19 protein-coding genes and 1 pseudogene are annotated in these 22675 nt (G+C 62.6%); 4 read left to right on the top strand and 16 right to left on the bottom strand.

The features are described 5' to 3' along the window. Positions 1-34: 34 nt before the first annotated feature. From AC3FNH_RS02320 to AC3FNH_RS02310, 3 genes are all read left to right on the top strand, one after another. A complete protein-coding gene (locus AC3FNH_RS02320) occupies positions 35-373 on the top strand; it encodes a helix-turn-helix domain-containing protein (RefSeq protein WP_488718952.1) in 339 nt (112 codons plus the stop codon). Beyond that, positions 366-1682: a HipA domain-containing protein gene (locus AC3FNH_RS02315; RefSeq protein WP_488718951.1), complete on the top strand. Its 1317-nt coding sequence runs from the start codon at positions 366-368 to the stop codon at positions 1680-1682. Before AC3FNH_RS02320 ends, AC3FNH_RS02315 begins: the two co-directional genes overlap by 8 nt. 78 nt (positions 1683-1760) lie before the next feature. Beyond that, positions 1761-2138: a RidA family protein gene (locus AC3FNH_RS02310; protein WP_276100266.1), complete on the top strand. Its 378-nt coding sequence runs from the start codon at positions 1761-1763 to the stop codon at positions 2136-2138. A 69-nt stretch (positions 2139-2207) separates the two neighbouring features. On the opposite strand, the pseudogene AC3FNH_RS02305 reads toward AC3FNH_RS02310, so the two are convergent. From AC3FNH_RS02305 to AC3FNH_RS02280, 6 genes and pseudogenes are all read right to left on the bottom strand, one after another. After that, positions 2208-2360, bottom strand: a pseudogene (locus AC3FNH_RS02305) (DUF1259 domain-containing protein); the annotation flags it as partial. A 110-nt stretch (positions 2361-2470) separates the two neighbouring features. Then, entirely contained in the window at positions 2471-3031 is a 561-nt protein-coding gene (locus tag AC3FNH_RS02300; protein ID WP_488718950.1) for a LamG domain-containing protein, read from the bottom strand. Between the two features lie 83 nt (positions 3032-3114). Next, positions 3115-3576, bottom strand: a complete 462-nt coding sequence (locus tag AC3FNH_RS02295; protein ID WP_488718949.1) for a chromate resistance protein ChrB domain-containing protein — start codon at positions 3574-3576, stop codon at positions 3115-3117. 34 nt (positions 3577-3610) lie between these two features. Next, on the bottom strand, positions 3611-4201 hold the full coding sequence (locus AC3FNH_RS02290; RefSeq protein WP_488718948.1) for a superoxide dismutase: 591 nt from the start codon (positions 4199-4201) through the stop codon (positions 3611-3613). Between the two features lie 18 nt (positions 4202-4219). Then, positions 4220-5422 carry a chromate transporter gene (locus tag AC3FNH_RS02285; RefSeq protein WP_276100272.1) on the bottom strand — a complete coding sequence of 401 codons (1203 nt, stop codon included), beginning with the start codon at positions 5420-5422 and terminating at the stop codon, positions 4220-4222. A gap of 57 nt (positions 5423-5479) precedes the next feature. Next, the gene (locus AC3FNH_RS02280) at positions 5480-6454 is read right to left on the bottom strand and encodes a chromate resistance protein ChrB domain-containing protein (protein ID WP_488718947.1); all 975 of its coding nucleotides are present in this window, start codon (positions 6452-6454) and stop codon (positions 5480-5482) included. A gap of 295 nt (positions 6455-6749) precedes the next feature. Between AC3FNH_RS02280 and AC3FNH_RS02275 the strand changes: the two genes are divergently transcribed. Beyond that, on the top strand, positions 6750-7805 hold the full coding sequence (locus tag AC3FNH_RS02275) for a DMT family transporter (RefSeq protein WP_488718946.1): 1056 nt from the start codon (positions 6750-6752) through the stop codon (positions 7803-7805). 86 nt (positions 7806-7891) lie between these two features. Here the strand turns inward: AC3FNH_RS02275 and AC3FNH_RS02270 are convergent, their stop codons facing one another. The 10 genes from AC3FNH_RS02270 to galU all read right to left on the bottom strand — a co-directional run bounded on the left by AC3FNH_RS02270 (position 7892) and on the right by galU (position 22502). Further along, entirely contained in the window at positions 7892-8611 is a 720-nt protein-coding gene (locus AC3FNH_RS02270; protein ID WP_488718945.1) for a flagellar brake protein, read from the bottom strand. Positions 8612-9070: 459 nt separating this feature from the next. Beyond that, positions 9071-13264 (bottom strand): cellulose biosynthesis protein BcsC, encoded by a 4194-nt coding sequence (locus tag AC3FNH_RS02265; RefSeq protein ID WP_488718944.1) that lies wholly within the window; start codon positions 13262-13264, stop codon positions 9071-9073. 47 nt (positions 13265-13311) lie between these two features. Then, a complete protein-coding gene (gene bcsZ, locus AC3FNH_RS02260; protein ID WP_488718943.1) occupies positions 13312-14538 on the bottom strand; it encodes a cellulose synthase complex periplasmic endoglucanase BcsZ in 1227 nt (408 codons plus the stop codon). Then, entirely contained in the window at positions 14535-16850 is a 2316-nt protein-coding gene (gene bcsB, locus AC3FNH_RS02255) for a cellulose biosynthesis cyclic di-GMP-binding regulatory protein BcsB (protein WP_488718942.1), read from the bottom strand. Before bcsB ends, bcsZ begins: the two co-directional genes overlap by 4 nt. Positions 16851-16945: 95 nt before the next feature. Further along, entirely contained in the window at positions 16946-19159 is a 2214-nt protein-coding gene (bcsA, locus tag AC3FNH_RS02250; RefSeq protein ID WP_488718941.1) for a UDP-forming cellulose synthase catalytic subunit, read from the bottom strand. Then, a complete protein-coding gene (gene bcsQ, locus AC3FNH_RS02245) occupies positions 19156-19929 on the bottom strand; it encodes a cellulose biosynthesis protein BcsQ (RefSeq protein WP_488718940.1) in 774 nt (257 codons plus the stop codon). Before bcsQ ends, bcsA begins: the two co-directional genes overlap by 4 nt. Positions 19930-19936: 7 nt before the next feature. Then, positions 19937-20374 (bottom strand): cellulose biosynthesis protein BcsP, encoded by a 438-nt coding sequence (bcsP, locus tag AC3FNH_RS02240; protein ID WP_488718939.1) that lies wholly within the window; start codon positions 20372-20374, stop codon positions 19937-19939. Between the two features lie 49 nt (positions 20375-20423). Further along, positions 20424-20879 carry a cellulose biosynthesis protein BcsD gene (gene bcsD, locus AC3FNH_RS02235; RefSeq protein ID WP_488718938.1) on the bottom strand — a complete coding sequence of 152 codons (456 nt, stop codon included), beginning with the start codon at positions 20877-20879 and terminating at the stop codon, positions 20424-20426. Positions 20880-20996: 117 nt separating this feature from the next. Further along, positions 20997-21233, bottom strand: coding sequence for a hypothetical protein (locus tag AC3FNH_RS02230; protein WP_488718937.1), 237 nt, complete (start codon positions 21231-21233; stop codon positions 20997-20999). A 372-nt stretch (positions 21234-21605) separates the two neighbouring features. Further along, positions 21606-22502, bottom strand: a complete 897-nt coding sequence (gene galU, locus AC3FNH_RS02225; protein WP_488718936.1) for a UTP--glucose-1-phosphate uridylyltransferase GalU — start codon at positions 22500-22502, stop codon at positions 21606-21608. Between the last annotated feature and the right edge of the window lie 173 nt (positions 22503-22675).

Here is a 22675-nt window from a genome sequence, read left to right as displayed (position 1 = left end):
GGCAGCCTAAAATCCTTGCAACCAGGGAGATTTTATGCAATTTCAGCTTGGCGACGCCGCCGACATCGGCGCTGTCGTGCGTGCCTCGCGCAAGGCACACGGCATGCGCCAGGACGACGCCGCTGGTGCGATCGGCGTCAGCGAGAACTTCATGGTCCGCGTCGAGAACGGCGCCGACGGGATCCAGTGGGGCAAGCTGTTCCAGGTGCTGAGTGGACTGGGCATCCGTATTGTGCTGGACATGCCGGAGGCCGCTGCGCCGCTGCTTGGCACCGAGCGCGACAAGCTGCGCCAACGCCAGGCCCGCAATCGCCGGCGCCAGGCTTTGGCGGAAACGGCATCGGACCTGGCCGATAAGGACGGGCATGGCTGATCGTGTACTGGTGGCGAGCATCAACGGCGCGCCGGTAGGCACGCTGCGCGATGAGCAGGACGTCTGGTCATTCGAATACACGCCCGGATGGCTGGAAGATCCGCAAGGCTTTCCGCTGAGCCCGGCGCTGCCATTGCAGGCCGGCCGGCAAATGGACGGCAGCAGCGTGCGTCCGGTCCAGTGGTACTTCGACAATCTCCTGCCGGAAGAGGGCCAGCGCGTGTTGCTGGCCCGTGACGCAGGCATCCGCAATGAAGCGGATGCCTTTGCATTGCTGGCGTGGTATGGCGCCGAATCGGCTGGCTCGCTGACGTTGTTGCCGCCGGGCAAGCCCTTGCCGCAGGCGCCGGCGCTCCGTCCCCTGGCGGATGCCGAACTGGATGCGCGCATCCGCAACCTGCCGCGCGTTCCGCTGACGCACGATGCGCTCAAGCGCATGTCGCTGGCGGGGGCCCAGCACAAGCTGGCGGTTGTGCTGCAAGACGGCCAGCTGTATGAACCCGGTGCGGATACCCCATCGACGCATATCCTCAAGCCGACGCACCAGGAAAACGCGTTCTATCCGCATTCGGTCGTCAACGAGTGGTTCGTGATGTCGCTGGCCGCCCGGCTGAAGCTGGACGTGCCGGCGGTGCACCGGCGCTATGTGCCGTCCCCCGTCTACCTGGTCGATCGCTTCGACCGGCGCCGTCTTCAGCAGGGCTGGCGGCGGCTGCATGCCATCGACGCGTGCCAGTTGCTGAACCTCTCGCGCGCGTTCAAGTACGACCAGGGCAGCGTCGAAAGGCTCGCGGAGCTTGCCGGGCTATGCCGTGCGCCGGCACTGGTGCGGGCGAGGCTGTTCGACTGGCTGGTGTTCAATGTCCTGACCGGCAATTCCGATGCGCACCTGAAGAACCTGAGCTTCCTTGTTTCGGACGAAGGGATTGCGCTGGCGCCGTTCTATGATTTGCTGAGCGAAGCCGCGTACGGTACGCGCACCTACGACAAGACTGGCTGGCCGGACGCGCACAGGTTTGCCTGGCCGGTGCTGGGCGTCGAGTTCTATGGCGACTTTTCGCGTGCGCTTGTGCTTGAGGCCGGGCGTGTGATGGGGCTGGCGACGGCGACCGCGGAGCGTCGCCTCGATGTCATGCTGAAGGGCATCGGGCCCGCAGCCGAAGGGCTTTATGCGCAGGCGGAACAGGAAAACGCCGCCATGGCAGCGAAGGATCCCGCACTGCGTGGCGGGCTGGCTGGTGAACTGGCCTGCTTGCGGGTGATTCGGTTCACGGTGATTGCCGATATGGTGAGGGCGCTGTCGCGGTGAGGGCTCGCGGCGCTGAGCTCGCTTGCGGCGGTCCCGCCGCAGTATAGGATGGATAGGACTCTTCACAAGGTGCCAGCCATGACGATCGACTACTTTGCAGAGAACAATCCGGCAACGCGAACGCTACCGCGCTCGCTCGCGACGAAGGCCGGTGATTTTGTCTATGTATCGGGGCAGGTGGCAAGGGCGCAAGACGGTACCCTGGTCGCCGGTGGGATCGAAGCACAAACGCGCCAGACCTTGCACAACGTCGCGAGCGTACTGGCACTGGCAGGTTGTACGCTCGACGACGTCGTCAAGACAACGGTGTGGCTCGAAGACCCGCGCGACTTTGAGGAATTCAATCGCATCTACGGCGAGTTCTTTCCGCATGGCAAGCCGGCGCGTTCGACATTGCAGGGCAAGAACATGGCCGGCACCAAGATCGAAATCGAGGCCATCGCCTATAAGCCATGACGTTCTGTCCATGGCATTTCCGCAAGGGCATCATGGTCTCATGACCCGCATCACGGGGTGATGATCGACTAGCCCGGCATCGAGCGCTGCGCTCATGGCCGGATTCACTTCGTCTTCGAAGAGGACGGTGTCTCCCATCAGCATGACCTGACGGCCATGCGCTGGCGTGAACGCCGCCCACGAAGTCAGCCCCATGAATGGGGGCATGGTTGTGCCATCCACCGTTTACCGAACGGATGCCAGTCGCAGCCCGTCACGGTCAGGCTTAGCATTCCTGCCAGGACAGTCGCAGCGACTTCACGGGCAACAATCATGCTTGTTCCTTGTCAGCGCTATTTCGCTACCGTGGCGCCGAACGAGAAGGCATCGAACAATGTCACGCTGTCCGCCTTCGTCCAGACGCCAACCGCTCCAGCGCCACTGATGTGCTCGTCGGTCACGTCAATTTGTCGTGTGCCGTCCAGGAAAACCTGAATATGGCTCCCGGCGAAATCCACACGCAATGTGTGCCAGACCCGGGCCGCGACAGGCGTTTCCTGATACTTGATCGTGTGCCTGCGTCCGCCGGTCGTGTAATACAAGGAGACGTTGTTCTCCAAGGCGTTTGCTCTCGCAATGTAGTACTGGGTACCGTCTTTCCAGCGCCAGACTACCCCGCCGGCCTGGTCATCCCGACCTGAGATCGGCTTGAACTTCACCTCGACATACCCGTCGGTCATGGCGGTGTCCTGTTTGACGCACCACGGAAAATCGCCGGAGCCGGACTGCTTGAGTACATTGCCCCCGTTTGGCGTGGTTGGGTCGGCTTCAACCGTCCATCTCGGCTGGCCGTGACCGGTGACGCCTGCCAGCCACCCTGTGGGCAACGCCCCTGGCTTGACTTGACTGAACATGACGGTCTCACCCAATGCGGGAAGGGTTATCAGTAAGAGTAATGGGGTGAGTAAGAGCCGGTTCATCTGGACTCCGCGTGTGTTCACGCAGGCATTTTTGGCGGCCACTGATGCGTTTCCGCCTGGCAGCTTTGACACCATGCATAGAGCGCGTCATACATCACCATGCCGTGCTCAAGCATTTCGTGGTCGTCGGTGAACACGTGGGACAGCCCTAGTGAGATGGCATAGAGCCCGCCCGACTGCGGTGTCAGGTCCAGCCGGGACGTATCCGCGCCGCGCACGATGCCGGCCATTTGCTGCAGGGCCGGATCACTACCGAGGTTGTACTTGTCGAGAAACGCGTCAAAGCTGCAAAGCTCGCCCACATGCGTCAGCTCGACACCCGGGATGTCATAAGGAATTGCGCCGGTCTCGCTGGCGATGCGCACGACGTCCCCGCTTGGCACATACAGGAAGTCCGGTCTCTCGTCGATGAAGCGTGCGATGAGCCACGGACAGGCGATACGATCGATCTTGGGGCGTTCCCGCGTAATCCACTGCATGAGAGCCTCCGTTCGTTTGACAGGGTGCGTCGGACTATCGTTCTACAGCGGCCAGGCGCTCGGCGACGCGTTCCCAGTGGATGTTCTGCATGAACGCATCCACGTAGGCCGCTGCCTTGGCGCCGTAGTCCATATGGTAGGAGTGCTCGTACATATCGAGCGCGAGGATGGGCGTGGCACCCGCAAGCGTGTGGGCATGATCCGACGCCCACTGGTTGACGAGTCGCCGGTCGCGTGGCGAGTAGGTCAGGAGCACCCAGCCCGAGCCGCCGCCAAGCGCCTTGCCCATGGCCGTGAACTCAGCCTGCCAGCGCGAGACCGAGCCAAAGTCGCGTTCGATGGCAGTCCTGAGATCGCCTTCCAGCGGACCGCCATCACCGAGGCTGTCGAAATACACCTCGTGCAGGATCATGGAGTTCGCGGCAATCAGTTCCTCCCGCTTCAGCCCATTGAGCACAAACACGGGGACGGTCGCCATATCCAATGCGGCAAGCTCGGCCGTGATGGCGTTCAGGCGCTTCACCGCGCCCCCGTAGTTGTTTTCGTGGTGGCTGATGATCAGCTTTTCGGACAGGCCCGGCAGGCTCGTCGGATCGCAAGCCAGCGGCTTCGTCTGGTAGGTCATGGGATCTCCCGTGGCGTTTCAGTGATGCAGCAGCGGATAGGCCACCAGGCCAATCAAGGCGGCTCCTGCAACAATCATGGGCTCGGAAAGCTTCTTGAATTTCAGCAGCAGAGCCACGGTAACAAGGGCCAGCAGCGCAGTCGGGATATCCACGATCGAACGCTTGGCCAGCACGATGACCGCTCCCGTGATGGCGCCCACGGCCGCGGCAGTGACGCCATCCACAAAGGCCAGGATGGCGGGCAGCTTGCCGTACTTCTTGAAATAGGGGGCAGGCAGGATCGTGAACAGGTAGCAGGGCAGGAAGGTGCCGGCCGCCGCCACGCAGGCGCCAGGCAGCCCCGCGACCAGGTAGCCGATGAAGCCAACGGTAATCACCACGGGGCCGGGCGTGATCATCGCCACGGCCACCGCGTCCACGAACTGCTTGTCGTTCAGCCAGTGAAAGTCCGTGACCACGCCACCGTACAGGAATGGCACGATGGCCAGCCCCGAACCGAAGACGAAGGCGCCGGCCTTGGCAAAGAACAAACCGATCTGCCAAAGGAGTGGCCAGTCCAGCGTACTCAGCACGCCGCTTGCCGCCGGCAATGGCGTCGCCGCCAGGGCATTCATCTTCCCCTGGCGCAGCCACTTGGGCGGAGCGCGCCAGAACCAGACCAGGACACCGCCCGCAAGGAAGAGCCACGCCACCTCCGATTCGGTGATGACCGTGACCGCGGCGAGGACCAGGTAGACAAACCACAGCAGCTTGTCCTTGCCCACGCTCTTGTTGGTCAGCTTGTAGGCGCTGATTGCGATGATGCCGATTACCGCGGCGCCTACGCCGTAGAACACCGACTGCATCCAGGTCAGTCCGCCGAAGCGCACGTAGGCCCAGCCGAGCGCCACCACCATCAGAAACGAGGGCAGCACGAACGCGATGCCGACCAGCGTGGCGCCCAGCACGCGGTAGTGCACATAGCCGAGGTAGATCGCCAGCTGGGCTGCCAGCGGCCCCGGTGCGAGTTGCGCCAGCGCGAGGCCTTCCTTGTAGTCGGCATCGGTGATCCACTGCCGCGCATCCACCAGGTCCCGGTGCATATAGCCGGCGAGCGCCACCGGACCGCCAAAGCCGAGGGTGCCCAGCCGCAGGAAGTACATCACCAGTTGCCGCAACGTGTAACCAGCGTGTCCGTGTGGGGATTGGTCCGAGGTGTCGGGTGGTAGGGGCGAGTTCATCGTTTGTCTTGGGAAGGGGAAATCTGGGGAAATCTGACTCTGCTGAAGTGCAACGGCCTAGCGCTTGCGACTTCCGGAAAAATGCGTGTGGAGGGAGTCGAGGACGCGGCTGATTTCGTCGAGCAGCGCATCGTCATCGGGCAAGCGTTCACGCGCGCCAGCCAGCACGGCTTCGAAGCCAGTCGCCTCCGCAACCGGCGTACCGCCGATGTCCAGCACATGGACCATCTGGCCAAGGTGAACCAGTCCTTTGTCCTCCTCGAGCCCGAAGCTGGCGAGCAACACCTCGAAGGAAACGCGGTCGCCGATATGCGTGAACGTCGCCCCATCGAAGTCGAACCCCAGCACGTCGTCCGGGCATTGACGAACGTCGTCGAGCCAGAGGAAGGTGGCATGGGGGTCGATGAAGCGGCGGATCAACCAGGCACAGGCGACGCGGTCCACCCAGAGATGCCGCCGCGTCGCCCAGCGTCGTCCCTGGTACTGGGCCGGGTCTCGCCGCGGGATGCTGCCCGCCACGCCGTGCGGCTCTCCCGGCGACAGCATGATGTCGACGGCCGCGTTGAAATCGCGCCATTGCGCTTCCGCGCGGGTTGACGCCTCGTTGGGGAAAAAGTCGATCTTGCGTATCGCGTCGAGTCCCCGGCCGTGGCGGCGGGCAATGCGCAGCAACTCCGCTTCATCCGCGCTGCCCAGCGTTGCGCGCGCGCCTGAAAGCTCCGCCGTCCAGGCCGCGTATTCGGCCGTCCGGTCGAACAGTGCGCGATACTCGAGATCCTGCTGCGCATCGGTGGCCTGAACCGACAGAATCCAGACTTTGCCGTCCTCGCCGGCCGCGTCGTCGGCCAGGGACTGGAGCTGGGCACGGGGTCCCATCAGGTTGGGCAACAGATAGGCACCATCGCGCAGCGCTGCGCCGCCCAATGACTTGATGCCGCGCCAGAGCCGCATACGCGGCGTGGCTGCCGACGTCGGCAGGCTGACGACCAGCAGCAGCCAGGCGGTTTCGGGGAGCGATTGACGAGCATTCATGTGCCCAGCTTAGCTGGTCGTAGTGGCTGCTTCAATGTTGTAGAAACCTCTACAGCTTCTGATTCGATGCCGTTAGGATGCCTCATGGGTCACATTTATTGCGTCTTCATTTATTACGTCTTCATTTATTGCGTCTTCCGGTAGCTGCCTCGAAATACATGGACCGTGGGCTGACCGCTGCCGGCCATTTGTGGCATGGTGCTGAATTGCCAGGCCGCCGGCGAACCGGGACCGCAAGCCGTGCTGGAAATCTGAGTTTGCGAGTCCGGGTTCGCCTCATCCCTGTGATCCGTTCATGTCCATTCGTACCGCATCCCCGGCATTACTGGCAGCCCTGCTGTTCGGCGCAAGCACACCGCTGGCCAAGGCGCTGACCGGATCCGTAGCCCCGCTCCTGCTGGCGGGCCTGCTATATCTTGGCAGCGGCATCGGACTGGCGTTTGTCCTCGCAATCCGAAGAATCTGGATGACGCCTGATCCGGGTGGTGGCCACGGCGGCATTCCGCGCGCGGAGGTACCGTGGCTGATTGGCGCAATCGTTGCGGGAGGCATAGCGGGACCGGCGCTGCTGATGACCGGGCTCGTCTCGACCAACGCCGCTCCGGCATCGCTTCTGCTGAACGTGGAGGGCGTGTTCACGGCCGTCATCGCCTGGGTGGTGTTCAAGGAAAACGCCGACCGGCAGATTGTCCTGGGGATGATCGCGATCGTGGCTGGCGGCTTGCTGCTTTCGTGGCAGCCGGGCAGTCTGCAGATGTCGCCCGGCGCTTTGCTTATCGTTGGCGCCTGTCTATGTTGGGCGATCGATAACAACCTGACCCGGAAGGTCTCCAGCAACGATGCGCTCCTGATTGCGTGCCTGAAGGGGCTGGTTGCGGGGCTGTGCAACACCGGGCTCGCCCTGATGCAAGGAGCGGCGCTTCCACCGGTCAGTGCCGCGGCGGAAGCGTTGATCGTCGGATTTGCCGGGTACGGTGTGAGTCTTGCCTTGTTCGTGGTCGGATTGCGTGTGTTGGGGACAGCTCGAACTGGGGCGTATTTCTCCGTCGCGCCATTGTTTGGCGTCCTGATCTCGTTTGTGATCTGGCCCGAGGTGCCGGGCCTGGCGTTCTGGTTTGCCGCGGCGCTGATGGCCTTGGGCGTGTGGTTGCATCTGCGCGAGCGGCACGAGCACGAGCATACCCATGAGCCACTGGCGCACAGCCACTCGCATCGGCACGACCAGCATCATCAGCATGAGCACGACTTCCCATGGGATGGCAAGGAGCCCCACAGGCATTGGCATGAGCACGAGGTGATGGTGCACAAGCATCCGCATTATCCGGACGTGCATCATCGCCATTCTCACTAGGGAAACGCGATCAATGAGGTCGGCGAGTAGCGGTGTAGGTAAGCGCGACCATAGTGTCAGAGAAGAGGACCAAGCGTATTAGCGTGTTAGCGTGTTGCCACGGCGGCGCCTGCTCGGCTTGCCATTTCGAGCTGGTAGACGAGTCGCTGAAGAAAGGTCCTCTGCAAGGGGGAAATCGATACGAAGGTACAGCCAATGAGGTGGAGCGTCTTGTCGTGACGGCGGATGAAGCCATGTCCTGCAGTCTGCAGCCACACTTCCATAGCACCATGAGCGCCAAAGTTCAGGTTGCATTGAGGCATTGTTGTGCCCGCCGGTAGCTTCTCGGTGAGAGGATCTGTTGAACTCAAGCCGACACCACTCTGCGAAATATTGTCGATTCCCAATGTGAGCAGGCGGCCGTCCGACGCTTGAACCTTGCACGTGAAGTTCAAGCTTGGGCTGATCTGCGCGCGGGGGTGCTGCCGTCGTTCGGTGAACACAAGATCGGAGGGAAAATCTGCTGCGCAGGCAAGTCCTCCCTGGTAGCTGATCGTGCGCGGATTTGCGATGGCAAACCGAATGGATGTGCCGCGCAGCATCGCTTCGAAGGTGACTTCTCCCGAGGATAGAAGGAAATCTCGCTCGGATGATGTCCGGCAGCCCTCCAGAACATAGGTTCGCGCAAGAGGATTTACCTGAAGAATGGTGGTCGTTAAGGTATAGCCGCCTCGCCCATGAAGGCGACCTGTGCATTGAAGCCAGGCCAGATCCTGTAGCGCAAGACTGACTTGCGATGGCTGAATAGGTTGATTAGGCGGACTCAATTCAGTTCACTCCAAAGATCTCGCGTGGCGGGGCAGTGTCGAACGATCCCTCAACGGCAGCGATTGGCGATTCTGTACCCCCATCTAGTGGGTGGGGGTCCGTCCTGCAAGATGAGCAGGCAGGTCGACTGCCAACGGGACAGGATGCGGAATCTCGGGGCAAGGCTTTGAAGATCTCGTCAGCCGTGGAAATGACAGACGGTTTCCGCGAAATGCGGTCGAGGGGGTTAAGCCCGGTAGAACAGGCGCAGTTGCGCCCGAACTCCTTGACGGCAAGCAGGCAGGAGCCGCCAGGTAGAATCAGCACAGCTGCAGCATCGGGTTTGATCCGGCCGTAGCACCGGTAGAGCGGCATGCCTGGGGCCACTTTGGTATCGCTACTACGAAGTGCGCCGGAAGTGGAAATCCGGCGCCGGCCTGCCCATCTGCGCTTTCGAGTTCAGCAAAAATGCATCCACATCAGAACGGCAGTGGCGCAACGGCCGAGCGAGGCGGTACCGGGGGGAAGCCGATCGGATCTGTCTGCCGTTGCAACGCATATCGCACGTACATGCCGGCGTACCACTGGCGGTAGTCGCGTGCGTTGTCGATGCCTAGCAGTCCACCAACGAACAATTGCTGTGCCGCCTGGTATTCGACGGTACCGACCAGGTTGTAGGCAATGCCGGTTTTGGACTGGCCGGGATACACCGCCGAATTCAGGCTGGTCAAGTTGTTAGCCTTGGCCAGCGCGACGGCAGCGTTGGCCGCAGCCTGGGCGTTGGCATCCGTCGGAAAGTACGGCGCATCGTTTTCATGAAACGCCTGAAGGCCCAGTGCGCCGCGCATATGGTAGGACAGTCGGCCGCTACGCCCCTCCAATGCCAGCGGCACCGTCACGGAGAAGTATGTCTGAGGGCTGAAGTAGCCGCCATGGCCGAAGGTGAAGTAACGCAAGTTCTCGCTGTAGCCCATCGACGTAAAGTTGATGCCCGACGTGAAGCGCTGCGTGTCGGAGTCGATCAGCTTCATGTAGAAGCCGCCGCCGCCTTCCCATTTGCTATTGCGAGCAACATCGTGGCCAGTCAACACACTGTATCCGCCATAACCGTAGATGCCGAAAGCGCCGTCGCTCCAGCCAAGTTCGGCACGGCCGCCGCTGGCCATCACGCCGCCCCACGCTAGGCCTGAGCGCTCGTCGCGCGCCCCTGCGTAGGACAGCAGGCTGTCGGTAACCGGCCGGCGCGATGCGGCCATGCCGAGCGTGGTCCGCTGCGTTAACGGCAGGTTGACACGTGCGCCGGCGTTCACGTCGGTGTATCGGAAGCCAAGTGGCGTGCTGCCGATGTCCACGCCAAAACGGTCGGTGTCATATGCCACGCCCACGGCCACACCAAATGCACTTTGCGATCCGGCCGACGTCGACTTCAGGTTCTGACCGAACAAGTTCTGGCTGGTGCCGGGGACGGCCCAGCCCAGCGGGCCGGCGCCGAATCGACTGCCGTTGTTGAAATCGGCGCCGACATTGCCGGCATCCAGCGCCACCGGTGTTACGCGTGCCACCAGCTTGCCGTCGCCGACGGCGAACTTGGCCTCGCTCACCACTTGCAACTCCGTAAGTTGACTCATGCCGGAGTCGCCATTCCGGCCTCGAAGCATGGGGCCGCCGGCGATCGTGCTGGTGCGCTGCTGCTCGATCTCGCGCAATTCTTCGAGGGCGGTCCTGGGACCAGTGGGCAGGGCAGGCGCATCGGCATCCGCTAGCCATGGTTCGCGGGCTTGGGCGCCCAGCGGTCGCTGTGCCGGCGCGGCGGCGTTGGCCGATGTGCGCAGGTCAGGGTGAGCATATGCCTGCGGGTTGGCATAGCCTTGCGGCACAGGACCAGGCGTGCGGCCAGAGAGGGCGGGGCGTGCCGCCGTTCGCCCATTGGCGATGCCGCCACTTGCCGGCAGGTACGACACTGGCGTCGCGACGGCACCAGCACTCATCGCGGGGTTGGTTGGCGATCTCGTCACTGTTCCGACCGGCTGCGGAATGTAAGGCTGGTCCGGTGCCGCAGCGGCAAACTGGCGCACCGGCGCAGGCACCGTCGCACTCGCCGTGGGCACGAGTTGATAAGGTGTGTAAGACCCGGAGGGTGGCAAGTCGGACGCCTGGCGCTGGCCCGGCAGGCCGACAAAAGGGTTGGCCGGTACGCGGTCGAAGGCGCTACCGGGCTGGGCGCCGGTACCCGCCAGGCGGCCTTCAGCGGTGACGGCAGCGCGGAAGTATTCGGCCGCCTTGGCATTCTTGCCCTGAGCCTTGTAGAGCCGGCCAGCTGTCGTCAGTACGTTGACCGAGTCGGGTGCCTGCTGCAGCGCTGGTTGCAGCGCCCGTTCGGCCCAGTCGTATTCCCTGGCGGCCGTGGCAGTACCGATGGCGGCCAGGCGTAGGTCCAGATTGCGCGGATCCTTGGCAAGCACGCTTTCATACAACGCCAGCGCCTTGCCATTCTCGCCGGCCTGCGCATACATGCGGGCGAGGCTGACACGCACTGACGGATTGCCGCCGCGCTCGGAGAGTGCCACGGCCAGTGTGTCGTAGGCGGCCACGAGATCGCCGGCCGCCGTCAGGGCGTCGGCTTGCCGAACGATATAGGCAATGCGGATGTCGTCATAGCCGCGCCGCTGCTCGGACGTCATGTCCGCGTTTGCGAGTTGGCGCAACACGCCGGCCAACTCCATGTCTTGCTGCGTTTTGAGCAGGACAGCGGCGTACTGAAGCTGCATGCCAACGTCGGGTAGCCCCGTGCGGCGCATTGCGGCGCGCATCAGCGACAGGGCATGCGCGCTATTACCCGCGTCGGCATAGGCTAGCGCGAGCGCCCCTGTCAATTCGACGTCCTGTCCAGCATAGCGCTCGGCGTGTTGCAACACGCCAGTGGCGGCGGGCTGCTGTTCGGCTGCCGCAAGTTCGCTGGCGCGGCCAGCCTCGGCGTGGACCCACAGACGACGCTGAAGCTTGCCCATGTCGTTGCTGCGCTGATTGGCGGGAATGCGCTCGAGGAGGTCAAGTCCGCGCTGCCAGTCGTTCGATTCAGCAGCCGCGAGGGCGCTGGCAAACAGTGCGTCCGGCTCGCCTGGCGCGGACAACAACAGGTTGTCCATGACACCGCGGGCCTGGTCCTTCATGCCCATCGCGATGTAGTGGCGCGCGACTTCAAGCCTTACCCACGGATTTGTCGGGTCGTTAGCCATTGCGTCCTCGAGGAGCCGGCGCGCTCCGGCCGAATCCCCTTGCCGCATGGCCTCTTGCGCCTGTATGCGTGCCTGGTCGGCACGCATCCTGCCAAGTGGTGCGAGTTGTTCGCGCTGCACCGGCGTCATGCGCTCGACCAGGGCCAGCGCCTCAGTGTTCTTGTTCTGCGCGACCAGAACGTTGACAAGCCCGCGCATCGCGTCCGCATTGGCGGCCTGCGCCGTCAGTACGCGGCGGTAGGCAGCCTCCGCGGCCGCATATTGGCGGGCATCTGCCTGCAGGTCGGCCAGCGCCACCTGGGCGGTGATTTCATTCGGATCCAAACGCTGAGCTTGCTCGAGCAGGTGGCGCGCCTCGGTCGAGTTGCCCGATGAGCGCTGGGCGGCGGCACGCTGCACCAGCTGCCAGTAAGTGGCGCTATTGCTGGCTTGGCGGTAACGGTTACCCGCGCCGTGCCGCGACGCCTGCGCGAAATAGTCAACAGCCTCGGCGAATCGCTGTTGCTTCAGCCGCAGCACGCCCATCCCGCCCAGGGCATCGGCATCGTTGGGGCGTTGTGCGAGGGCGCTCTGAAAGTGGTCGGCAGCGCGCTCGAGTTCGCCCGCGTCGAGTGCGGCGAACCCCTGCTGTACGATGCCGCGCCCCGGATCTGTCGGCGCGGTGCTGTTTGCTGGCTTGGGTCGGGCATCCCCCAGCTTCGCGCGGATGGCGGCGTCGTCCGGATGCGTCGCCAGCCAGGCCTGGTAGAGCGGGGCATCGCTGGGGCGTGTACCGAGCCAGTCGAGTGCGCGGCGCCAGCTGTCGGTGGCTTCCTTGCCCACATCGGGCCGCGTGGCAAGGCTTTCGAGCCGGCGGATCCCTTCTTGCCGAGTGTTGTCCCGGTAGGTCAGGTGCTGGGCCAAGGCTAGCTGCGCGCGCGCATCGGACGGATTGGCGCGGGCGAGCCGCTCCAGGCCCGCGCGTGCTGGCGCCCAGCCTTGGGCAGTGCCACCAAGGGTCTGGTAATACTCGAGGGCAAGGTCGCCTTGGGGCGCCTTGCCGCCTGCGACCTGCTCGTAGCGCTTGATCGCCTGCTCGGCCTGTCCGCTTTGCGCCAGTTGGCGGGCCTGCTCGAGTTGTTGCTGCATGCCCGCTGAGCCGCCTTTGGCGATCTGGTCGCGAAGCTCACTGACAAGGGGCGAACCCGGCGCTGCCTTCTGGAGCCGTTCCAAATAGGTGCGGGCCGACTGCACCCGCCCCGCCTGGAGTTCGGCAATGCCCATTCCATACAAGGCGTCGGGCTGCCCCGGATTCAGGCGCAACAGCTTTCCCCATACCTCGGCTGCACGATCCTGGCGGCTGCGCGCTTGCCAATACCTGGCCTGATCGACGAGAGCCTTGGTGGCGTCGTCTTGCGCGCCGCTCGACGTGGTGAACCCGGTTAGCAACGCCAGCATCAGCGCCTGGCATTGCTCGCGCCGGCGCGAAGACAGGCGAATCGGGATTATTCGCGCGGGCATGCCTTGTCTCCGGTCTTGTCCTGCAACCACGCTAACTCCAGTTGTCCAGATCGGACGAAGTGATAGTAACCGTCGGCATGGCCGAGGCCGAACAGGCCGAGGACGGTGTCATAGTAGTTTTGCTTCGCGGCAGCATTTGTCACCAGGCCTTGTGCCCGACTACGCTGCGCAGCCGCTTCCGGCGATCCGGATGCAAGGAGAAATGGCACTAGCGCGGCCGAGAAACCGAGCGGTCCCTCGCCGCTGAATGCCCCGCTTACGGCGTGCATGTTCTCAGGCGGCGCGGACCGTCCGTGCATCCGTTGGGCAACGGGGGCAAGCATTTTCATCAACTTGCGTGCAGCGGCGTCGCCCCCGGGGGTGATGCCAGCCCAGAGGTAGACGCGGACAGCATCGTAGCTACTGATGTCGCCGCTGTCCGGATCAATGATCCACTCGGCCGGCTCGCCTGGCCTGACGCGATAGGTCGACCAGTCAGGCACGATGCCATGCACGGCCACCGCCTCTATCAACTTGGGAACCTGTTCGGCCAGCGCGCCCCACGGGCCAGAGGGGTCGAAGGCGGCTAGCCGGCGCAGCAGAGGGACGGGCAGGTAGCTGGCATTGATGCGCCACTCGCGAGAGCCGTCCGCCTTGACATGGGCGAAACCTTGCGGGCCGGGCAACAGCATGGGGCCGAAGCGGGGCAGCGTGACCACCTCGTACTTTGCCACCTGTCGCAGCAATGCGCGTGCGGCTTCAGCATAGGCCGGCGCGTTCCACACCCGCCCTGCTTCGGCAAGCGCATAGGCATACCAGAGATCCGCGTCCGAGGCAGAGTTGGCATCGATCACGCCCCACGAGCCGTCATCGCGTCGGCCCCAGCGCCACGCGGGCAGCTTGTCGAAGAGGCTGCCGCCGCCAAGATGGGCAACGCTCCATCGCCACGCCTTGTCAAACGTGGCTCGGTCGTTAGCGATCAAGGCAAACAGCATGGTGTAAGACTGGCCTTCAGATGTGCTGTGCTGCTCGCGCACGGACAGATCGATCACGCGCCCGTCATCCTGCACGAAGCGGTTGAGAAACTGTTGGTAGAGAGGCCATGAACATGCGCGGCGCAGCGTTTGGGCGCCGGCGCCGGCCGGCAGCAGGGGCGCCAGTGCGCCGAGAACACTGAAGGCCCCTGCGCCGAGCAGCTTGCGACGGCGGGTATTCTGGGGTGAGCGTGTCATGCCTGACCTGCTTTGCGCCGTTTGGCTCGGCCGCGAAGCATGAGGAACAGCGTGGCGCCGAGCAGCGGCGTGGCGATCAAGAGCATCAAGACCATCGCATACGGCCGCTGCGAAAGCCACCAGTGGACGTATGTCCATGGATCAAGCCTGCCCACGTAGTAGCTCTGCTGCGCCGCGAGGCTGTTGACCGCCGTTCCGCGCACCAGCACAAGGCTGCCCTGTACCTTCGGCAGGCGATCGGCATCGAGCAGCATGTCAGTGGCGGCCAGCAATCCGCCTGGCGTATCACTGGTAATGGCTATGACGCTTCGACCGGCCGCCAGCGGCGACTCAAAGCCGGCAAGTGCCGCATCGGTGCCCGGGCTGCTGATCGACAGGCTGGCTTCGACAGGACGGTTACGGTTCCCATCGGCGCCATTCCACCAGCCCAACAGGTCTGAATAGACCTCTGTCAATGTGAAGCGCTTTCCCTCGCGAGCCAGCGACACCGGAATATGGTCGGCCCACTGCGACAGCAATGGCTGGTTCTGCGCGGTACCGATGACAAGCAAATCACGGTCCGCTTCCTGCTGTACGTCGGCCGGTGCGATGATCTTCACGCCGCTCGCCGGATGGCCCGTCGATTCGCCCATACGACCCATCACGGTCAAGTAGGTTGAGTAGTCCTCTGCGGAAGGTTGTGACGGCAGCACAACCGCGGTTTCCGACAGATCCGCCATGCGCGTGAAAGGGAAACCGCTGTTGCCAAAGGCAGCCAGGTCGGGCAGAGCCATAAAGTGGGGCAGGCTGGAGATATCAATGGTCGAATCGGGATCGATCGCACCCTTGACATTGTCTACCAGCGTGTCCTTGCATGCGCCTTGCTTCGGATAGTCGTAGTAATAGTGAAACTGCAGTTGCGACTGGGCTGGCACCATGAACAGCGGCAAGTGGAGCGTCTGCTGCTGCGGCACCGAGCCGTCCGGGAGTACGCGCGCGACCAGTTCGGACACCTTGCCGCCACTGTCCTTCAGCGAGCGCAGCGGGTAAGCGCGCAGGAACTGGCTATTGACGTTAATGTTGAGGGTCGACTTGTCTTGCGTCGGCCGCGGGGTGTAGCGGTAGCGCAGGTCGATGGGGATACCGCGCGAGCGCCAGCCGAAAAGGTCGGGCGGCAGGCGGAAGCTGACGCGCACGAGGTCCGGCTGGTAGCCGGATACATTGAGTTGTTCCCCTGGTATCAGCTCTCCGAAGCGTACCGGGCGGTCGCTGCGCAACCAGTTCGGCGCGTCGTAGGGCTGGCGCGGCGCCACGTTATGCAGCCCGGTAATGGTGGCTCGCTGACCCGATAATGCCTTGGCCCCGAGCGCGAGGGCGCGTGCGGCGGTCTTCAGCTCTGCGCTGTCGCGGCCCATCACGAGAAGGAGCTTGCTGCCAGCGTCATTGGGATTGGGCACAATGGCAACCGTCGGACCGTCGAGCTGAGGCAGCCCGATCCCAGCCGGGCGCTCTTGCTGCGTGGCAAATACCACCCCATTTCCGCTACCCGGCAACTCGTTGAGTGTCACGGGAAACGAGGCACCACGGTATCCCGCCAGCCCGCCAAACCATGAAGAGACCGCGCCGGCCGCCTCAAGCGTGGCTGCAGACGGCGATCCGGCAAATATAAATGGCAGCCTCAGGCGCCCAATGTCGCGGCGATCGAAGAATGGCAGGGGCAGCAGGGCCAGGTCATTGGCAAGCGCCCCACGGGTTACGGTCAGTTCCAGCACGCTTGCGTTACTGACGGTCGCCCACAGGCTGGAATGGAAGGGATCTTCGCAGTCCGCGGTGTAGTGACCGATCAGTTGGAGATTGAGCCGGTTGAACTCCGTGATCAGTCGCGGCTCGATGATCAGCTCCTTCTCCAGGAGACTGCCGCCTTGTTCTCGCGGCACGGGCACGGTTTGCGCGACCTCGCCGTTGATCATCACATTGATGTGCGATAACTGGGGGATCAGTGCAGGGGAGTAGCTATAGCGCAGCTTCAGCCTTGCGCCGGTGACCACCTCGTCCGCGCGCACCGAGAATGGCACGCCATTGATGCCGTCCACGCCGCGCAACTGAAGCGGTTGATCCGCACCGAGCTGCTTGAGCGTCATGGACACGATACGGCTACCCGGACGAGTCGCCGGTGACACGGACACCGCCGCCGGCAGGGCGGTCGTGCCCGCAGCTGCGTTGGCTGCGGGGCTACGCGACTGTGCCTGCGCGCTGGCGGCGGCACAAGCCGCGATCATCGAAACGACGCAACGGGCAAACAGGCGGCGGACCGGAGTAGACGGCGTCATCATTCAGGGAAATTCCTTGCTGCCGGGAAGGGAAGGTTCGGCACATTCAGTCGTAAGGTGTAGCACTGGGAAGCAATCCGGATACCGCGATACCGCCCTCAGCTACGGGCCATGCTCTTGCGATGTATGAGCCTGCGCAATTCGCGGCCGAGATGGAACGCCACGTTGCGAAAACCGAGGATACCGATCTGCATGATCTGGCGTAGCGCCAGTCTCGGCGCGTCGTGCCGCTTCGCGCCCCAAGAGGTGAGCCATGCATCGGCGCGGGAAAAAGTGCATTGGATAAAGGCCATTTCCTGCGCGACGGTCATATCCTCCAGGCTCAGGCCGGCATGGTCCTGGCCCCGAAATACCACCGTGGAATTGAATGCGTGTTCCGCGTTTTGCAGGTAGAGCGAGATGCCGACGCGCTGACCTACGTCCACTTTCACGTCATCGGGCAGGCGGATACCTAAACCACCTTCGGCAAAGTCCACGGTCTCGCAGACAATGCTGCGCCCGTCTGCGAACCGGAGCGTCGCCGGCAGCGTCATGGCCACCCGATGCGCCTCGCGTACCTGCCGCGACTCACTTGCCACGGCGATGGACGCGCCGATGATCATGAGGTTGTAGACCGTCCACAGCAAGTTCAGTATCACCGTGGTCTGCTCGTGCGCCATCCCGCTGCTGCCAAGGACAAGCCGGCCAATTCCCAGCGTCAGCCCCAGCAGGTTGAACGCCAGCAAGATCAAATACGGCCGCGAGATGATCCAGTCAAAGTAGGCTTCTTCGATTACTCCACCTTTGGGGGTCACGTTGAACTTGCCCGCAGCAGGGTTGATGAAGGCGACAAGGGTCGGCCGCATGATGTACCACGCGAGCACGGACTCGTAGACCTCGTTCCAGAAAGAATGCCGGAAGCGGCCCTGAATGCGAGAGTTGGTCATGTTTGCGTGGAGCAAATGAGGCAACGCAAAGATGGCAATACTCAGGGCCGGTGCATGGATCACGTGGGCGCCGAACAACAGGTAAGCCAATGGCGCCGTCAGGAATACGAGGCGTGGTAACCCATAGAAGAAATGCAACATCGCATTCAGGTAGCAAAGCCGCTGTGGTACCGACAGACCTGGCCCGAGAAGCGGGTTGTCAATCCGGCAGATCTGTGCCATGCCGCGCGCCCAGCGGATGCGTTGGCCGATGTGCCCCGACAGGCTTTCGGTCGCCAGCCCCGCGGCCTGCGGGATCGCGAGATAGGCCGTGCTGTACCCAAGACGGTGCAGCTTCAGCGCGGTATGGGCATCCTCGGTAACGGTCTCGACAGCGATACCGCCGACTTCCATCAGAGGCGCTCGCTTGATGAGCGCGCAGGAGCCGCAAAAGAATGTTGCGTCCCAGAAGTCATTCCCGTCCTGTACCAGGCCATAAAAGAGTTCACCCTCGTTGGGCACGTCCTGGAAGGTATCGAGGTTTTTCTCGAACGGATCGGGCGAAAAAAAATAGTGAGGCGTCTGCAACATGGCAAGCTTGCGTTCCTTCAGGAACCAGCCCATGCAGACTTGCAGGAAGGACCGCGTCGGGATGTGGTCGCAGTCGAAGATGGCAATGTATTCGCCGGTGGTGTGCTCAAGCGCCGCGTTGATATTTCCGGCCTTGGCGTGGCGGTTGTTGTCGCGAGTGACATGCGTGACGCCGACGTTCTCGCAGAACTGCCGGAACTCGTCGCGTCGGCCATCGTCGAGCACATAGACCTTGATCTTGTCGCGCGGCCAGTCCAGGGACATGGCGGCGAAGACAGTTGGCTTCACCACCGACAGGGGCTCATTGTAGGTAGGGATGAAAATGTCCACCGTCGGCCAACTGGCGAGGTCGCGCGGCATGGGCATGGGTTTGCGCTGCAGTGGCCATGCGGTCTGGAAGTAACCCAGAACCAGTACCACGAAGGCATAGAGCTCCGCCGCCAGCAGCCCTGCGCCGAAAACAAGGTCAAACCAGGAATCGAACGCAGTTGTCTCGGTAATGCGCCAGTACATGTAGCGGGCACTGGCAGCCAACGACAAGATAACTAGCATTAATGTGGAAAAGTGGCCCTTGTGCCGGGACAACACTACGGCCATCACGTAGCAGGACAGCGCGAAGCCGGCCTGCTGCCAGAAATCCAGAGGTACTGTCACGACGATTAGTGACAAAGCCAAACCAAGGAGGAGCGCGAAGGCACGCACCACGGGACTTCTCCACGCGGCCAGGTGCAGGAACCATCGGGCAAGTGGCGGGCGCTGTCGGGGTTCGGCAAGTTCGAGCTCTTGGTCGACCCTGGCTGGTTTATCGGATTTCATTGGGGGCTCGTTGCCTTACCCTGCAAGTGTTGTTGCAGCCAGGTTGCACAGCGACGAATGTCTTCACCGGCCTGGCTGCGAGGGCTATGGTCGACAATGGTGCGGTCATTGGCCAGCGCCTCGGGAACCGCCTGATCCTCGTGGATGACACCAATGGCCCCCTCGCCAAGCTGATCGCGAAGGACCTGCACAACGTCCTTGCTCAGTTGACGAGCCATATCCACCTGGTTAATGACGAGTGCCTGGCCAAGATAGTCGGGTCGGCGTTCGCAGTAGGTTCGAATCAGGTTTTCCATCAAGGGCAGGGCAGCGTATGAAGCCGGGTCTGCGAGCGTCATGACCAGGCAAACGTGCGCGCACGACAACGCCTGCCGCATATAGCATGACGGACCCGGTGGCGTGTCGATGATGACAATGTCGTTTTCCGACAGCCCGAGCTGGTCAAGCTGACTTTTCAGCCAGCCAGGGTGGGTGGCCAGATGTTGTTCAAAGACTGCGAGATCTGCATCGTTCAGACCGCCGAACGGCATAACAAGTGCGCGTCTATGCGCCCAGATGCTTGCAATCCAGCTTTCACCGGCAAGCGTCGCACGCGCGTGGCCCGTAACGTCCTGTACAGGCATGCCAAAGTGCAAGCGCAGCATGTTCTGCGGGTCGAGATCAATGGCTAACACGCGCTGGCCGGTTTGCGCCAGCGCGTCTGCGAGATTGGCCGAGAGCGTGGTTTTACCTACGCCGCCCTTGGCGGAGACAACTGCGACGATTTTCAATGGCGGCTTAGCTGCGCTTTAAGCGGTCGAGGAAGGAACGGCGCGACGGACCGCGTTCCGGCTGGACCGACGACGCAGGCTGACCCTTGAGGCGCGCGAAAACTTCGACCAGCGGTGTCGCGCCAGCCGGTACCGATCGAAGGGATGCCACTGCGGGAGAATCGGCGGTCATCACCTGAGGAATTTGCCCCTGCGGCGGCCTTGCTGCTGCGTCCCTCGGCGGCGGCGCCTCGGCCTCCTGCGGCACCGCGGAGGTCACAGCCGCAGGGTCCGGCGCCTGCACTGGGGGAACGGCAGTGCTCCGGTCCAACAGCCGCAGAGATGCCAGCAATGGCCAACGCTGCTGGGCATCCATGGCGGCGTCCTCGCGCACAATTTCCCGATAAGTTGCCGAATCACCGCTGAAGCGGCTAAAAAGTTTCGAAAGATCGTCGGACTGGTTCATGGCAATAGCTCTCAGCTTGGCAGCAAGGACCTCGGCAATTGCGGCCGTATCAACGCCCGAACCGGAAATCGATGCTTCCGGTCGCATCAAATCGCGACAACGCTTTCACTTTCAGAGTGTCGGACGAACCAAGTGACTGGAACCAGTGCTGGTAGGCGCCTTGCAAGAAAGCGGCCGTCCAGTGCACCGTGCCGTTTTGTGCCGAGGACAGCGGCGCGCAGTAGTGACGAATCAGGAGCGCCTCCCCGGCGTCATGAATGCTGGTCCACCCCCAATCAATGTCCAGCCAGATTTGGGCGATGGCGCGCTCCAGTTCTTCCAAGGTGACACAGGGCCCCGGCGAGAATTGAGCCGCAAAGCGGCCACCGACGTTAATCATGAGCGCGAGCATGCCTTCCTCGCCGAGCTGCTCCGAAAGCTCGGCAGACAGGGCCTCAAGAAAATCCCGCCATTGCGTCGAGCAGTGCCGTTCAGATAGGTATTGCAGTGCGGCGTCATCCACCATGGCTAACCTAATCACTCATTTGTTTAGCGCCTAAATGGTCTCTGACGGACAAGGTCGGCGCACGGGATCCGTACACGTTTGGGGGCCTGCGACGTCAGCCCTGCTGCTTCCCTGGGCTCACGATTTCACACACTCGGTTCGGATTGTCATCTTTGATTGCGTGCCCGACGCCGCTGCGCGGCCAGGCAACCGGTCGTGAAATCGCTGGCACTCTGCGTGGGCGTCATACCTGACTGGCAACACCGCCTCGTCCACATCTGTGCGATCGGGAGTCTTTGCCTCGAGACGGACATAGATCTGGCGCGAAATGATTGCCGCCACCACGACGAGGATCCCCACGACGAGCAGTTTCAAGGCTAGCTTGCGCAGATACGGCCATTGCATGTCGGGACAATGATTCTCTAATCATTCATGGCTGTGCAGCCAGCAAAATGCTGGCTTCAATCCGATCGCACATTGCCACTATTGACGTCGGGTTTATGGAAAAGAAAGAGGGTGTAGGCGAAAACGGGGACGACCGCCTACACCTTTAGATTGGCAACAGGGTCAGTCAGTCGGAGTTGCCGCCCGACATTGTGCTGCATAGCGGGATCGGTAGTACCCCCTAAGAGTTGGGACAAATACTTCAAGGAAGACCCGCTGAGTTCAGAAGCGAACCTTGGAGACCTTACGGTGGTGCAAGAGGTTGGGGATGGCTCCCCAACCGGACTCTCTCGAAGAGCCTTGTCAGGCAATCACGCTGTCAGCCAGCTGATGATCGCGCGTCTCCAGGTAGCTGCGGAAGTGCGCGCCAATTTCCGGGTGCTTAAACGCATACTCAACAGTCGCCTTCAGATAGCCCAGCTTGCTGCCGCAGTCGTAGCGCGTGCCCTGGTAACGGTAGGCCAGCACCTGTTCCTGGCTGAGCAGCGACTGGATCCCGTCAGTCAGCTGGAACTCACCGCCGGCGCCCGGCTTGAGGTCGCGCAGGTGGTCGAAGATGCGCGGGGTCAGGATATAGCGACCGACCACGCCCAGGTTCGACGGCGCCTTCTCCGGCGCCGGCTTCTCGATGATGCCCGACACCTTGATCACGCCTTCGCTCCACTCGCGGCCATCGATCACGCCGTAGGAACGGCTCTGTTCCGGGGTGATTTCCTCGACGCCAAGGATCGAGCAGTTGTAGTGGTTGTAGGCATCCACCATCTGCTTCATCACGGGCGGAGTGCCATCGATCAGGTCATCGGCAAGCATGATCGCGAATGGAGTGTTGCCGACTAGCTTGGCCGCGCAAAGCACGGCGTGGCCAAGGCCAAGCGCCTCGGGTTGGCGCACGTAGTAGCAGTCGACGTTGGCCGGCTTGATCGAGCGCACCACGTCCAGGAGCGCTTGCTTGTTCTTGGCTTCCAGCTCCACCTCCAGTTCGAAGGCCTTGTCGAAATGGTCCTCGATGGCGCGCTTGGAGCGGCCGGTGACGAAAATCATCTCGGTGATGCCGGCAGCCATGGCTTCTTCCACCGCGTACTGGATCAGCGGCTTGTCGACCACCGGCAGCATTTCCTTGGGGCTCGCCTTAGTGGCCGGCAGGAAGCGGGTGCCAAGACCCGCGACCGGAAAGACGGCCTTGGTAACACGACTGCCCATATTGTGTATTCCTTTGTGAATGTTTAATGAATTTGCGAAATTCTTTGAATACCAGAATTATGTTCGACGTAACCGAACTACGAAGGCGGGGCGTCCAAAACGCGGATGTTGCGCTAATCCACATCGGAAATGGCAATGACCTTCTTGTAGCGACATCTCATATCCGCGCGTAT

Source organism: Cupriavidus sp. 22TCCZM01-5, assembly GCF_057798915.1.
The sequence above is the reverse complement of the archived record's forward strand: the minus strand, read 5'-3'. Positions and strand labels throughout refer to the sequence as shown.

Excerpts from the sequence above, each read along its gene's own strand:
- AC3FNH_RS02290 (WP_488718948.1), bottom strand. The coding sequence starts at position 4,201 with ATGACCTACCAGACGAAGCCGCTGGCTTGCGATCCGACGAGCCTGCCG.
- bcsB (WP_488718942.1), bottom strand. The coding sequence starts at position 16,850 with ATGATGACGCCGTCTACTCCGGTCCGCCGCCTGTTTGCCCGTTGCGTC.
- AC3FNH_RS02315 (WP_488718951.1), top strand. The coding sequence starts at position 366 with ATGGCTGATCGTGTACTGGTGGCGAGCATCAACGGCGCGCCGGTAGGC.
- AC3FNH_RS02265 (WP_488718944.1), bottom strand. The coding sequence starts at position 13,264 with ATGCTGGCGTTGCTAACCGGGTTCACCACGTCGAGCGGCGCGCAAGAC.
- bcsZ (WP_488718943.1), bottom strand. The coding sequence starts at position 14,538 with ATGACACGCTCACCCCAGAATACCCGCCGTCGCAAGCTGCTCGGCGCA.
- AC3FNH_RS02285 (WP_276100272.1), bottom strand. The coding sequence starts at position 5,422 with ATGAACTCGCCCCTACCACCCGACACCTCGGACCAATCCCCACACGGA.
- bcsA (WP_488718941.1), bottom strand. The coding sequence starts at position 19,159 with ATGAAATCCGATAAACCAGCCAGGGTCGACCAAGAGCTCGAACTTGCC.
- AC3FNH_RS02300 (WP_488718950.1), bottom strand. The coding sequence starts at position 3,031 with ATGTTCAGTCAAGTCAAGCCAGGGGCGTTGCCCACAGGGTGGCTGGCA.
- AC3FNH_RS02320 (WP_488718952.1), top strand. The coding sequence starts at position 35 with ATGCAATTTCAGCTTGGCGACGCCGCCGACATCGGCGCTGTCGTGCGT.
- bcsP (WP_488718939.1), bottom strand. The coding sequence starts at position 20,374 with ATGAACCAGTCCGACGATCTTTCGAAACTTTTTAGCCGCTTCAGCGGT.
- AC3FNH_RS02275 (WP_488718946.1), top strand. The coding sequence starts at position 6,750 with ATGTCCATTCGTACCGCATCCCCGGCATTACTGGCAGCCCTGCTGTTC.
- AC3FNH_RS02310 (WP_276100266.1), top strand. The coding sequence starts at position 1,761 with ATGACGATCGACTACTTTGCAGAGAACAATCCGGCAACGCGAACGCTA.
- AC3FNH_RS02295 (WP_488718949.1), bottom strand. The coding sequence starts at position 3,576 with ATGCAGTGGATTACGCGGGAACGCCCCAAGATCGATCGTATCGCCTGT.
- AC3FNH_RS02280 (WP_488718947.1), bottom strand. The coding sequence starts at position 6,454 with ATGAATGCTCGTCAATCGCTCCCCGAAACCGCCTGGCTGCTGCTGGTC.
- bcsD (WP_488718938.1), bottom strand. The coding sequence starts at position 20,879 with ATGGTGGATGACGCCGCACTGCAATACCTATCTGAACGGCACTGCTCG.
- galU (WP_488718936.1), bottom strand. The coding sequence starts at position 22,502 with ATGGGCAGTCGTGTTACCAAGGCCGTCTTTCCGGTCGCGGGTCTTGGC.